Raw genomic sequence first — 12,102 nt, 5'->3', positions numbered from 1 at the left:
TACCGCCACCCGATCCACCCTCTGCCTCGCCAGCTACCACGGAAAACCGCCGCCATGCGCAAAGCCATCCTAGCCGCACCGCTGCTTGCCACCGCGCTGATCCTTGCCGCCTGCTCCGGCAAGTCCCCCTCGGCAGATGCCTCCAGCGAGATCGCCGCGGTTACGCCGGCCAGCGAGACCCTGCCCGAAATGCTGGACGATGCGGACGGGATGCAGACGATGGCCGAGGCGCTGAAGACCACCGGGATCGAAGGCGCCTTCAACGACCGGGGCAGCTACACTCTGCTGGCCCCGGAAGACGATGCGTTCGACGCGCTGGGAGACAAGGCCAAGGCACTCGTTACCGCCAACGATCACGCCGCCCTCGCCGCGCTGGTGCGCAACCACATGCTGACCGGCTACATGACGCCCGAGGACATTTCCTCCGCCATTGCCGCCAGCAAGACCGGCAAAGTGGCGATGCCCACGCTGGGCGGCGGTTCGGTGACGTTCACCAAGGCGGGCGACGCGATCACGGTTACCGCCGACGATGGCTCTCAGGCGACGCTGGAGGACAATCCCGTGGCCGGCGGCGCCAGCATCGCCATTCCGATCAGCGGCGTGCTGCGCAAGCTCTGACGCCTGCCGCCTGGCGCCGGCTGCGCACAAACCATTTTCCTACCGGCCCGCATCCGGCTTACTTGATCGGCCTTCCCGCCATTACGGAGAGGCCTGATGCTGGATCGCAAGCCGATTTTCGATGAAGTCCGCCACCTGATCGGACGCAGTTTCACCCCGCAGGACGTCACCCGTCTCGACAGCGCGATAGACCTTGCGCTCGGCATCGCGCCGGTTCCGGCACATACGCTGGGCGACGCCGGCAAGGCGCTGATCAAGACCTGGGAAGGTTGCGGCAGGAAGCGCCCCGATGGCCGCTTCGGCGCCTATCCCGATCCGGGCAGCCGCGACGGGCTCCCCTGGACGATCGGCTGGGGATCGACCGGCGCGGACATCGGGCCGGGCACGGTCTGGACGCAGGCGGAATGCGATGCCCGTTTCGATCGCGACGTGCAGCGCTATGTCGATGCGGTCGCAAGGTTCCTGGGCTCGGCCGCGACCACGCCCAACCAGTTCGATGCGCTGGTCTCGTTCCACTACAACACCGGGGCCATCGCCAGTTCCACGCTGGGCAAGCTGCACCTGCAGGGCCGGTTTGCCGAGGCGCAGCAGGAATTCGGCAAATGGATCCGCAACGACGGCAAAGTGCTGGAAGGCCTGAAGAAACGCCGCGCGGAGGAAGCGCGGCTCTACGCGGCGCCCTGACCTGTCACACTCAGCCGGGTGGCGGAATGACGACGCCGGTATCCACCTTCACCCGGTCGAGCGCGATCAGCGAGCCGTAGCTGGCGATGCAGTCGTTCTCTGCAAACAGTTCGCGGGTCAGCGCTTCGTAGGCGCGCATGTCGCTGGTGACGATGACCAGCACGAAACTGACGCCGCCGGTGACATAGTAACACTGTTGCACTTCCGGCCGCGCCCGGAACAGCGCCTTGGCGGCATCGACCGTGGGCGCGCGTTCGTCGCGCAGATTGACCTGCACGATCGAGGTGATGTCCTGCCCCAATGCCGCGGGATCGACCAGCGCGACGTTGCGGGTGATCACCCCCGCCGCCTCCATCGCCGCGATGCGCCGCTGCACCGCCGCCGCCGAAAGGTTCACTGCCTCGGCAATGCGGCGCTGCGGTGTGCGCGCGTCCTGCTGGACGATGCGCAGGATCGCGCGATCGAACGAATCGAGTCGGGGAGAGGTGCGGGGCGAAGATTTGCTGCTGGATCGGGTCATGCTGAGAGCTTTTGTTGCGTTCAGGGGGCAAATCAAGAGCGCATGCCTCATTCACATGATGATATGTCCCGCCTGACTGGCACGATGGAGCGCGAAGATGGAATTGGCGGGAAGCATGACGGCGGGCACCGCGGGCACGCGGACGACGCTGCTGGGTGTGCTTTGCGGGGCCGGGGCGGGCGCGCTCTGGGGCCTCGTCTTCCTTGCCCCGGAACTGGTGCGCGCCTTCGGTCCGCTGGAACTGACGATCGGGCGCTATGTCAGCTATGGCCTCATTTCCGCGCTGCTGCTGGCGCCGCGCTGGAAATCCATCACCGCCCATCTGCCGCGAGACGCGTGGATCGCGCTCTGCTGGCTCGCGCTAACGGGCAACACGCTCTACTTCGTGCTGCTGGTAAACGCCGTGCATATCGGCGGGATCGCCATGACCTCGATCATCGTCGGCTTCCTGCCGGTGACCGTCACCCTCGTCGGCAGCCGCGACCATGGCGCCGTGCCACTGATCAGGCTGGCGCCGTCGCTGCTGCTCTGCGCGGCGGGCGTGCTGTGCATCGGCTGGCAGGCGATTGCCGCGCCCGGCACGGCACCGATGGCCTCCCGCCTTGTCGGCCTGGCCTGCGCGGTGGGCGCGCTTGCTTCCTGGAGCGCCTTTGCCGTGGGCAATAGCCGTTGGCTCGCCCGGCTCGATGCGGTTTCATCTCACGACTGGAACCTGCTGCTGGGGGTCGTGACCGGCCTGCAAGGTGCGGCGCTGATCCCGCTGGCGATCTGGCAGGCCGACGCGGTGCGCACGACCAGCCAGTGGACCGGCTTCCTGACCGTCTCGGTCGGCATCGCCCTGCTGGCCTCGATCGCCGGCAATGCGCTGTGGAACCGGGCCAGCCGCCTGCTGCCGCTGACGCTGGTGGGCCAGATGATCCTGTTCGAAACGCTGTTCGCGCTGGCCTATGCGCTGATCTGGGAACACCGCCTGCCCACCGTGTTCGAGATCGCCGCCTTCGGGCTGCTGGTGGCGGCGGTGCTGACCTGCCTGGCCGCGCATCGCAAGCCGACGGACAAGGATCTGGCGGCGCTCAACGAAGGCGCCGCGCACTAGAAACGCGCGGCCTTGAGAACCCTCCAAGGCAGTTTATTCCGCCGGCGGCTCCCACAGCTCAACGGGATTACCCTCTGGATCATGGATGCGGGCGAACCTGCCCGTCTCGGGCGTGTCCCAATCGGGATTGGTGATCACCTCGATCCCTGCATCGCGCAGGCGGGCGAGCAAGGCATCCAGCCCGGTCACTCGGAAATTGATCATCCACTGCCGGTCGGCCGGAAAATAGTCCGTGTCCTGCGAAAACGGCATGAACACCGTGGGCCCGGCCTGCTGCATCCACTGATAGGGATCGTCCGCCGCAATGCCGAGGTGGGTGCGATACCAGGCCTGCAGAGCCTCCGGTTCTCGCGCCCGGAAGAAGACACCGCCGATACCCACCGCAGACATGCCGTTCTCCCGAATAGTATGCCGGAGGCTTCCTCAGCCGGTGATCGAGGGGACGCCGTCCTTGCGGCCCTTGCCGCCAAGGTCGTCGGGCCCGCGCGGATTGGCCACGGCAGAGGCGATCAGGCGCTCCTGCTCTTCGCTGCTGAAGCGTTCCCAGCCGGCGCGGCCCAGCTTTTCCATCGGCCGGAAGCGCACCTTGTACTGCATCCGCGGCGATCCTTCGACCCAGTAGCCGAGGTAGACATAGGACAGGTCCATCTCACGCGCGCGGCTGATGTGATCCAGAATGATGTAGGTGCCCAGCCCCTGCCGCTCATGATGCGGATCATAGAAGCTGTAGATCATCGAAAGACCGTCGCACTGGCGGTCGGTCAGGCAGGCGCCGACGAGGCGGCCCGGCGTCACGCCGTCCGCCGAAGGCTCCCGATATTCGACGACGTAGCTGGTTACCGGGGTGTGCTCCACCATGTCGGCAAAATCCACCTCGTCCATCGAGGTCATGCCGCCTTCGGGATGGCGCACGGCCAGATAGCGCTGCAGCAGTTCGAACTGCTCGCTGGTCGACCACGGACGGCAGACGGTGGCGACGAGATCGCTGTTGCGCTTGATCAGCCGCTTCTGGGTGCCCGATGGAACGAATTCGTCCGCCACCACGCGCACCGAGATACAGGCGCTGCAATCAAGGCAGGAGGGGCGATAGGCCACCGTCTGGCTGCGGCGAAAGCCGATGCGGCCCAGCGCATCGTTCAGCGAATCGGCGTGGGGGCCCTTCAGCTCGGTAAAGACCTTCCGCTCGCTGCGGCCCGGCAGATAGGGGCACGGCGCCGGGCTGGTCACGAAAAACCGGGGAAAGCGAACGGGTGCCGTCACGGGCGCAATCTATCCTCTGGCTGGCGGAGAGGCGGCGCTTTATTAAGCGACCTATCCGTGTCTGCCCTGAATATGCATACGGCTTGGCAACGTTGAAAGCGTTTTAACCACAAATCTGGACCTGTCGGCAACGGAATCGGACGAAGGGGCCCGAGTTAACCCTTTATTGTCCCGGAACGGGCCGAGTCCGCGGCCGATGATTTTTTTGAAAGCGGTAGATCGTCGGTCGTAAAAATGCCTTTCGGCATTTTCCTGCGGCACCGGCCCACTCCTTCACCCTACCACCCGATGGTAGTATCTTGCGGGTGGTAGGGTGAGGGAGTGGGCCGGTGCCGCAAAATCCGCCTGCGGCGGATTTCAAACGACTCTTAGAGCATTTTCTAATCAGGTGGAATCACCTGATGACTCGGAAAATGCGCCAAACCAAAAGCTTAGAGCAGTCGATCCGACCCAGTCGGGTCGAAAACTGCTCTAATCGGTTTCCACCTGACGCACTTCGTACCCTTCACGGCGCAGCGCGGAGACAAGTGCGTCCAGCTGTTCCTTGTCGCGCGCCTCGCACTCGATCTCGGTGACGAGGCCCTTGGCCGGCAAGTGCGTAAAGATACGCTGATGGAACACCTCGATGATGTTCACATTGTGCTCCTGGAACACCTTGGCCACCTTGAACAGCGCGCCGGCGCGGTCCTGCAGGCCGATCTTCAGGCGCGCGAGGCGGCCGGAGCGAGCAAGATCGCGCAGCAGCACATTCGCCAGCAGGCGCGTGTCGATATTACCGCCGGACAGCACGATGCCCACCTTGCGGCCGGCGAAGAGTTCGCGATTGGCCATGACGGCGGCCAGCCCGGTCGCGCCCGCGCCCTCGACCAGCGTCTTCTCGATCTGGAGAAGCAGCGCCAGTGCGCTTTCGATGCCCGATTCGCTGACCAGCAGGAACTCGTCGAGCAACCCGCGCAGCACGGTGGAGGTCATCTGCCCCGGCGCGAAGACGGCAATGCCCTCGGCCAGCGTATCGCCGCCGATCGGCAGGCTGGTGCCCTTCAGCAGGTTGTACATCGAAGGATAGAGCTGCGCCTCCACGCCAACCAGACGGATGTCCGGATTGATCGCGCGCGCCGCGGTGCCCATGCCGGTGGCAAGGCCGCCGCCGCCGATCGGCAGCACCAGGGTATCGAGATCCGGCACGTCCTCCAGCATTTCCAGCGCGACCGTGCCCTGCCCGGCCGCGACGTGCGGATCGTCGAACGGGTGGATGAAGGTCAGGCCCAGTTCGCCTTCCAGCTTGCGCGCGTGGGCATAAGCCTCATCGAAGCTTTCGCCTTCCAGCACGACTTTGCCGCCCACGCTTTCGGTCTGCATCACCTTCACGGTCGGCGTGGTGCGCGGCATGACGATGGTCACCGGCACGCCAAGGCGGGTGCCGTGGTACGACAGGCCCTGCGCATGGTTGCCCGCCGAAGCGGCGATCACGCCGCGCGACTTGCGTTCTTCATCCAGCAGCAAAAGGGCATTAAGCGCGCCGCGTTCCTTGTAGGCGGCGGTGAATTGAAGGTTTTCGAACTTGAGCCAGATGTCGGCGCCGGTGATCGCGCTCAGCGTGGTAGACCGGAGCGTGGGCGTGCGGACCACCTTGCCAATAATCCGCCCCGCCGCCGCGCGAACGTCTTCGGCAGTCAGGAGCGCGCGTTCGGGCTCCTCGGCGATCTTGAGTATTGGCTGTTCCATAGAGGGCCGCGCCTAACGGAATGCGGTGCAATTGGGAAGGCTCGTGTCATGAAAAAGCGCAAGAAGCCGCGTCATGGCAATTTTATTGCAGGAACATGGTTGCAAACGTTGCATCTTATCCTGCCTCAGGCGACTGAAAGCGCGGCGTAATGCGCGGGATAAGCGCTCCGGCGTGGTTTGCTTTCGTGCAAAACGCGCTAGAAAGAACACCATGAGCGAGCGACGCAAGGTTACCTTCATCGGCCTCGGCGTAATGGGCGGCGCAATCGCGCGGCACATTGCGCTCGCGGGCCACGAACTCACCATCTACAACCGCTCGCCAGAGCGGGCGCGGAAATGGGCGGACGACAACCCCGGTCTGGCCCACCGCATCGCCGCGAACCCGGCGCATGCGGCGCAGGATGCCGAAGTGGTGATCACTTGCGTCGGCAATGACGACGACCTTTCCGAAGTCGTGCTGGGCCCCAACGGCGTGTTCCGCATGCTGAAGAAGGGCGCGACGTTCATCGATCACACCACCGTCTCCGCCCGCATCGCCCGGCAGATTTCGGTAGAGGCGCGGGACTTGCGCATCCACTGCGTGGACGCACCGATGACCGGATCGCAGATCGGCGCCGAACAGGGCACGCTCACGCTGATGTGCGGCGGCCGGGACGAAGCGATAGAGGCCGCGCGCCCGGTGATGGAGGCGTACTCCGCCCGCATCGTCCACGTCGGCAAGGCCGGCTCCGGCCAGATCGCCAAGATGGCCAACCAGATCTGCATCGCCGGCAATGTCGCCGCGCTGGCAGAAGCGGTGCGCTTCGCGCAGGCTTCCCACCTCGACATGGACAAGGTCTACGAGGCGATCTCCGGCGGCGCCGCGCAATCATGGCAGATGGACAACCGCTGGCACTCGATGAACGCGGACGATTTCGATTTCGGCTTTGCGATCGACTGGATGCGCAAGGACCTTGGCCTCAGCCTCGACGAAGGGCGCGGGCTTGGCGTCTCGCTGCCGGTGGCGGCGCTGATCGACCAGTTCTTCGCCGACATCCAGGCACAGGGCGGTGGCCGCCTGGACACCAGCGCGATCATCAAGCGCCTGCCGAAAAAGGGTAATCCGTGAATTTCAGCAAAGGCGCAGGTGTTGCCCTGCTGCTCGCATCGACCGTGCTCGCCCAGCCGGCACTGGCCGATGTTCTGATCGACAACGTCAACGGCGTCACCGGAGACGGCAAGGGCGGCGTGGAGCACTTCGAAGGCTTCCTGATCGACGATCAGGGCCGCATCGTGCAAGTCTTTCACCACGGTGAGAAACGGCCGAAGAAGGTCGCCTATCAGGTGGACGGCAAGGGCCGCAACGTGGTGCCCGGCATGATCGATGCGCATGGCCACGTCATGGCGACGGGCTTTGCCAAAATGACGCTCGACCTCTCGATGGCGAAGACGCTGGACGAGGCTCTGTCCCGCATCACCGCTTGGTCGGCCGCGCATCCGGACCTGCCATGGATCCTGGGCACCGGTTGGAACCAGATGCAGTGGGGGCTGGACCGTATGCCCACCGCCGCCGAACTGGACCGCGCGACAGGCGGCAAGCCCGCGTGGCTCAGCCGCGTGGACGGCCATGCCGGCTGGGCCAACTCCGCCGCCATCGCCGCCGCCGGGGTGACCGCCGTGACGGCCGACCCCAAGGGCGGCGAGATCGTGCGTAGCACCGGCTCCAAGGCGCCTGCAGGCGTCTTCGTGGACGGTGCGATGGCGCTGATCGAGGCGAAAGTACCCAAGCCCCGGCCTGAGGACCGCGACACTGCTTTCGGTGAAGCGCAACTCGCGCTGCTGGCGCAAGGCGTCACCGCGATTGCCGACATGGGCACCTCGATCGAGGACTGGCAGGCCTTCCGCCGCGCCGCCGACCTTGGCAACATGCGCATCCGCGTGGTCTCCTACGCCGACAGCATCGACAACATGGTGCTGATCGGCGGCCCGCACCCGACGCCGTGGCTCTATGCGGACCGGCTGAAGATGAACGGGCTGAAGCTCTTTCTAGACGGCGCGCTGGGTTCGCGCGGGGCGTGGCTGAAGGCACCTTACGCCGATGCGCCGGGCACCAAGGGCCTGCCGCGCATGGACCAGACGCAGCTTGGCAACCTGATGAGCCGCGCCGCGATCGACAACTTCCAGATCGCCGTCCACGCCATCGGTGACGAGGCAAACGCCACCGTACTCGATTCGATCGCCGAGCTTTCCGCCACCTACAAGGGCGATCGGCGCTGGCGCATCGAACACGCACAGATCGTCGATCCCGCCGATATCCCGCGCTTCGGCCAGTTCGGCACGATCGCCTCCATGCAGCCGCAGCACGAAGCGTCCGACCGGACGATGGCGGAAGCCCGGCTCGGGCCGCAGCGGCTCGCCGGGGCTTATGCGTGGAAATCGATCGCCGCCACGGGGGCGAAGCTGGCCTTCGGATCGGACACGCCGGTGGAGCCTTCCGAGCCCTTCGTCGGCATGGCGGTCGCGATTTCGCGGCAGGGCGCTGACGGTCAGCCGTTCAATGGCTGGCAGCCGCAGGAGATCATCTCGCGCGAAGCGGCGCTAAACGCCTATACGACCGGCGCTGCCTACGCGATGTTCGCCGAGGACCGCCTTGGCCGCATCGCCAAGGGCTACCGCGCGGACTTCCTGTTCGTCGATGTGGACCCGATGCTGGCCACGCCGCAGCAGTTGCGCGCGACCAAGGTGATGGAAACCTGGATCGGCGGGCAGATGGCTTGGTCCGCCGCGAAGGATCGGGTGATTCCGGAGAAGAAGGTCGATACCGAGGCGGGGCGTTAAGGCAGAAGTCTTACACCCCGGTCTCGCGGTGCGTCGCCTACGTTTGCGACCTTATCCGGCACCAGCCTCAGACCAAACTTTGCGCCTAAACTTTGCTCAATCCGTCATCCCCGCGAAGGCGGGGATCCCGCTTGTTCTTGCGGCGGGGAGAAGGAAGCGGGGGCCCCGCCTTCGCGGGGGCGACGAGGGACTAGGCGAGGGAGTTGAAGGGGCTAGCAAAGCCTAAGCGCCTTCCCCCTTTGCCACCGCCGCTTACTCGGCGACGGCACCGCTTTCGGCCGGCGCTTCCGCCTCGGCCTTGGCCTGCTCGCGCGCGGCGGAGCGTTCGGTGAACCACATCAGCACCAGCGTACCCTCGTAGAGCGCCAGCAGCGGCACCGCGAGCAGCAACTGCGAAACCACATCCGGCGGGGTCGCCACGGCGGCGATGATAAAGATGCCGACGATGGCATAGCGGCGCGCGCCCACGCACTGCTTGCGGGTGATGATCCCCGCGCGGTTGAGCAGCATCAGCAGGACCGGCAGCAGGAAACTGATGCCGAAGGCCAGAATGAACTGCATGACGAGCGCAAGGTAATCGCCCGTGCCTGGCAGCGCTTCCAGCTTCAGACCGCCCTTCTCGCCCTCGAACTGGAGGAAGAAGTGGAATGCCGTGGGCATCACCACGTAATAGGCCAGCGCCGCGCCCATCGTGAACAGGATCGGCGTTGCGATCAGGAACGGCAGGAACGCCTTCTTTTCCTTGGCGTAGAGGCCAGGTGCCACGAAGGCCCAGATCTGGTTGGCGATCACCGGGAACGAGACGAAGAACGCCGCGAACAGCGCGATCTTCACTTCCACGAAGAAGGCTTCGTAAAGCTTGGTGTAGATCAGCTTGCCCTGCCCCGGCGGGAACGCCTCGGTCAGCGGCCGCACCAGGAAGGCGAAGATGTCGCCCGAGAAGTAGAAACACACGCCGAACGCCACCGCAAACGCCAGGAAGGCGCGCAGCAGGCGGGCGCGCAACTCGATCAGGTGATCGAGCAGCGGCGCCTGGGTGTCGTCGATATCGGAGATGCGGAAAGGCTGCATGCGGGCGGCTTTACAACAGAGTGCCGGGAAACGGTGGGCCAAAAATCATGGCGGTGGCGGCGGCAGGTGGAATTCCGCCTGCTGGGCGCTCTTCTGCTCGGCCGCCGGTTCCGCGCCTTCGGCCGCAACTTCTGCCACGGCGGGCGGTTTGTCCTCCGACAGGATGTCGGCAGGCGTCACCCGCGCGGGCGGCGGCAGCATTTCCTCGGCACTGGGCAGAACGGGATTGGCCTTCATGATGGCCTCGTTCTGCTCACGCCACTTGCGCTCCATATCCTCCAGCTCGGCCTCGCGCACCATGGCGTCGATGCCGGCGCGGAAATGACCGGAAATCTTGCGCATCTTGCCGATCCACCGGCCGGCCGTGCGCATCGCCAAGGGCATATCCTTGGGGCCGATGACCACGACCGCCACGATGACGATCATCAGAAGTTCGGATGCACCGACGTCGAACATGGCGGCGCCCTACCCTTCGCGCGCTCAGACCTGTTCGGACTTGTTCTCGGTGGGCGCCGGCGTGACCGGCGCATCCTGAGTTGCCGTGATCTGCGGGGCGGGAGCAGCCGGGGTCGATGCCTTCTTGGCCTCGTCCTCGTTCATACCTTCCTTGAAGCTCTTGATGCCCTTGCCGAAGTCACCCATGATTTCGGACACGCGGCCGCGACCGAACAGCACGAGCACGATGACCAGCACGATCATCCAGTGCCAGATCGAGAAGCTACCCATAACCTCAACTCCAAAAACCCTGGCCTGATCGGCGCCAATAGCCGTTGGCCGATTCAGACCCTATCCATCCCATCTAGGGACTTTCATCCCAAGTTGCCAGCCTGTCATCGTCCTGACCCGCGCCAGTCGTCTATTCGTCGCAGTCCGCCGCGTCGTCATCTTCCGGCGGCTCGTCCGAACTGTCGACCGGCTGGGGCCGCAGCGCGGATTCGATCATCTCGTCATCCACCGGATCAAGCAATCCCGCCGCGCGCAATTCATCTATCCCCGGCAGTTCCTTCAAGGAGGCGAGCCCGAAATGGGAGAGGAATTCGGGCGTGGTGGCATAGATCACCGGACGGCCCGGCACTTCGCGGCGCCCGGCGACGCGCACCCAGCCCGCCTCCATCAGCACGTCCAGCGTGCCCTTGGCGGTCTGCACCCCGCGAATCGCCTCGATCTCGTTGCGGCTGACCGGCTCGTGATAGGCAACGATGGCCAGTACTTCGGTCGCGGCACGGGTAAGCCGGCGCGCCTCCTCCTTCTCACGCCGCAACAGGTGCGCGAGATCGGGCGCGGTTTCGAAGTGCCAGCGCTTGCCGCGCTCCACCAGCCGGATGCCGCGCCCTTCGTAATGCGCCTTGAGTTCGGCCAGCGCGGCGCGGACGTCCGCCTTGCCGAGGTGATTGGAAATCTGATCGACGGTCAGCGGTTCTTCCGCCGCGAACAGCGTCGCCTCCACCGCGCGGACGAGATCGTCTGGCCCCTGCGCATCCTGCAGAGTCATGGGCGCATCGCCTTCAACCGCAGCGGGCCGAAAGTCTCTTCTTGCGCGATCTCCGCCTTGCCGGTGCGCGCCAGTTCGAGCGCGGCCACGAAGCTGGAGGCCAGCGCCGAGCGGCGCAGTTGCGGATTGGCCCAGGCCTCCTGCGCGGGCGGCAGAAAGTCCCGCAAGTCCATCCAGTCCAGCGAGACGCCCAGCATCGAGGAGACGCGGGCGATGGCGCTGTCCAGCGTCATCACCATGCGTTCGCGCACCATGTGCACCACGGGCTGGCTGCGCACTTTCACGTCGCCATAGGCACGCACGAGGTCGTACCACGAACATTGCCAGAGCGCCTTGCGCTCCACCCGCAGCCCTTCGGGTGCGCCGCGCAGGAACACGTCGCGGCCAAGGCGGTCGCGCGCCATCAGTCGCGCCGCCGCCTCCCGCATCGCGCCCAGACGTTGCAGACGCAGTTGCAGGCGCAGTGCCAGTTCCTCGGGGCTGGGATCGGGCTGCTCTTCCTTCGGCAGCAGTAGCGCGGACTTGAGATAGGCCAGCCAGGCCGCCATCACCAGATAGTCCGCCGCAAGTTCCAGCCGGAGCGCCTCCGCCTCCTCGACATACGTCAGATAGGCGTCGACCAGTTCGAGGATGGAGATGCGGCGCAAGTCGATCTTCTGCCGGCGCGCAAGGTCCAGCAGCAGGTCGAGCGGGCCTTCCCAGCCGTCGATCTCCAGATGCAGCGTTTCCTTGCGGGCCTCGGCGCGGTCCTCGCCGTCCCACGCGTCACCCTCATCGGCCGGAATGTCTGCCGGAAGATCGGCAGGCAGGTCCATCGGT

At 65.5% G+C, this 12,102-nt stretch carries 14 protein-coding genes; 5 read left to right on the top strand and 9 right to left on the bottom strand.

Going from position 1 to position 12,102, the window contains the following annotated elements; genetic code table 11:
* Positions 1-54 precede the first annotated feature (54 nt).
* Positions 55-618, top strand: a complete 564-nt coding sequence (locus tag ACZ1JC_RS14885; RefSeq protein ID WP_465136118.1) for a fasciclin domain-containing protein — start codon at positions 55-57, stop codon at positions 616-618.
* 96 nt (positions 619-714) lie between these two features.
* Entirely contained in the window at positions 715-1,302 is a 588-nt protein-coding gene (locus tag ACZ1JC_RS14880) for a lysozyme (RefSeq protein WP_465136119.1), read from the top strand.
* A gap of 10 nt (positions 1,303-1,312) precedes the next feature.
* Here ACZ1JC_RS14880 and ACZ1JC_RS14875 read toward each other — a convergent pair whose 3' ends face one another.
* Entirely contained in the window at positions 1,313-1,822 is a 510-nt protein-coding gene (locus ACZ1JC_RS14875) for an Lrp/AsnC family transcriptional regulator (protein WP_465136120.1), read from the bottom strand.
* 97 nt (positions 1,823-1,919) lie between these two features.
* On the opposite strand from ACZ1JC_RS14875, the gene ACZ1JC_RS14870 reads away from it, so the two are divergent.
* A complete protein-coding gene (locus ACZ1JC_RS14870; RefSeq protein WP_465148399.1) occupies positions 1,920-2,918 on the top strand; it encodes a DMT family transporter in 999 nt (332 codons plus the stop codon).
* Between the two features lie 33 nt (positions 2,919-2,951).
* On the opposite strand, the gene ACZ1JC_RS14865 is transcribed toward ACZ1JC_RS14870, so the two are convergent.
* The 3 genes from ACZ1JC_RS14865 to ACZ1JC_RS14855 form a co-directional block, all read right to left on the bottom strand.
* The gene (locus tag ACZ1JC_RS14865) at positions 2,952-3,308 is read right to left on the bottom strand and encodes a VOC family protein (protein WP_465136122.1); all 357 of its coding nucleotides are present in this window, start codon (positions 3,306-3,308) and stop codon (positions 2,952-2,954) included.
* A 33-nt stretch (positions 3,309-3,341) separates the two neighbouring features.
* Positions 3,342-4,178: an arginyltransferase gene (locus ACZ1JC_RS14860; protein ID WP_465136123.1), complete on the bottom strand. Its 837-nt coding sequence runs from the start codon at positions 4,176-4,178 to the stop codon at positions 3,342-3,344.
* A 471-nt stretch (positions 4,179-4,649) separates the two neighbouring features.
* Complete coding sequence (locus ACZ1JC_RS14855) at positions 4,650-5,903, bottom strand: threonine ammonia-lyase (RefSeq protein ID WP_465136124.1); 1,254 nt, start codon at positions 5,901-5,903, stop codon at positions 4,650-4,652.
* Positions 5,904-6,114: 211 nt separating this feature from the next.
* Between ACZ1JC_RS14855 and ACZ1JC_RS14850 the strand changes: the two genes are divergently transcribed.
* Positions 6,115-7,011 (top strand): NAD(P)-dependent oxidoreductase, encoded by an 897-nt coding sequence (locus ACZ1JC_RS14850; protein ID WP_395328111.1) that lies wholly within the window; start codon positions 6,115-6,117, stop codon positions 7,009-7,011.
* Positions 7,008-8,720: an amidohydrolase gene (locus tag ACZ1JC_RS14845; protein WP_465136125.1), complete on the top strand. Its 1,713-nt coding sequence runs from the start codon at positions 7,008-7,010 to the stop codon at positions 8,718-8,720. Before ACZ1JC_RS14850 ends, ACZ1JC_RS14845 begins: the two co-directional genes overlap by 4 nt.
* A gap of 252 nt (positions 8,721-8,972) precedes the next feature.
* Here ACZ1JC_RS14845 and tatC read toward each other — a convergent pair whose 3' ends face one another.
* From tatC to ACZ1JC_RS14820, 5 genes are all read right to left on the bottom strand, one after another.
* The gene (gene tatC / locus ACZ1JC_RS14840) at positions 8,973-9,791 is read right to left on the bottom strand and encodes a twin-arginine translocase subunit TatC (RefSeq protein WP_465136126.1); all 819 of its coding nucleotides are present in this window, start codon (positions 9,789-9,791) and stop codon (positions 8,973-8,975) included.
* A 45-nt stretch (positions 9,792-9,836) separates the two neighbouring features.
* Positions 9,837-10,247: a Sec-independent protein translocase protein TatB gene (gene tatB / locus ACZ1JC_RS14835; protein ID WP_465136127.1), complete on the bottom strand. Its 411-nt coding sequence runs from the start codon at positions 10,245-10,247 to the stop codon at positions 9,837-9,839.
* Positions 10,248-10,271: 24 nt separating this feature from the next.
* Complete coding sequence (locus tag ACZ1JC_RS14830) at positions 10,272-10,517, bottom strand: twin-arginine translocase TatA/TatE family subunit (RefSeq protein ID WP_465136128.1); 246 nt, start codon at positions 10,515-10,517, stop codon at positions 10,272-10,274.
* 130 nt (positions 10,518-10,647) lie between these two features.
* Positions 10,648-11,283: an SMC-Scp complex subunit ScpB gene (gene scpB, locus ACZ1JC_RS14825; protein ID WP_465136129.1), complete on the bottom strand. Its 636-nt coding sequence runs from the start codon at positions 11,281-11,283 to the stop codon at positions 10,648-10,650.
* Positions 11,280-12,098, bottom strand: a complete 819-nt coding sequence (locus tag ACZ1JC_RS14820; RefSeq protein WP_465138588.1) for a segregation and condensation protein A — start codon at positions 12,096-12,098, stop codon at positions 11,280-11,282. The genes scpB and ACZ1JC_RS14820 overlap by 4 nt, the downstream gene beginning before the upstream one ends.
* Between the last annotated feature and the right edge of the window lie 4 nt (positions 12,099-12,102).

It is taken from the genome of Sphingomonas sp. BL-S-28, from assembly GCF_055521515.1.
Note: the sequence above shows the minus strand (reverse complement) of the source record. Positions and strands in the feature narration are given on the sequence as shown.

Coding starts and splice junctions, on each gene's coding strand:
- ACZ1JC_RS14885 (WP_465136118.1), top strand. CDS start 55: ATGCGCAAAGCCATCCTAGCCGCACCGCTGCTTGCCACCGCGCTGATC.
- ACZ1JC_RS14880 (WP_465136119.1), top strand. CDS start 715: ATGCTGGATCGCAAGCCGATTTTCGATGAAGTCCGCCACCTGATCGGA.
- ACZ1JC_RS14875 (WP_465136120.1), bottom strand. CDS start 1,822: ATGACCCGATCCAGCAGCAAATCTTCGCCCCGCACCTCTCCCCGACTC.
- ACZ1JC_RS14870 (WP_465148399.1), top strand. CDS start 1,920: ATGGAATTGGCGGGAAGCATGACGGCGGGCACCGCGGGCACGCGGACG.
- ACZ1JC_RS14865 (WP_465136122.1), bottom strand. CDS start 3,308: ATGTCTGCGGTGGGTATCGGCGGTGTCTTCTTCCGGGCGCGAGAACCG.
- ACZ1JC_RS14855 (WP_465136124.1), bottom strand. CDS start 5,903: ATGGAACAGCCAATACTCAAGATCGCCGAGGAGCCCGAACGCGCGCTC.
- ACZ1JC_RS14850 (WP_395328111.1), top strand. CDS start 6,115: ATGAGCGAGCGACGCAAGGTTACCTTCATCGGCCTCGGCGTAATGGGC.
- tatC (WP_465136126.1), bottom strand. CDS start 9,791: ATGCAGCCTTTCCGCATCTCCGATATCGACGACACCCAGGCGCCGCTG.
- tatB (WP_465136127.1), bottom strand. CDS start 10,247: ATGTTCGACGTCGGTGCATCCGAACTTCTGATGATCGTCATCGTGGCG.
- ACZ1JC_RS14830 (WP_465136128.1), bottom strand. CDS start 10,517: ATGGGTAGCTTCTCGATCTGGCACTGGATGATCGTGCTGGTCATCGTG.
- scpB (WP_465136129.1), bottom strand. CDS start 11,283: ATGACTCTGCAGGATGCGCAGGGGCCAGACGATCTCGTCCGCGCGGTG.
- ACZ1JC_RS14820 (WP_465138588.1), bottom strand. CDS start 12,098: ATGGACCTGCCTGCCGATCTTCCGGCAGACATTCCGGCCGATGAGGGT.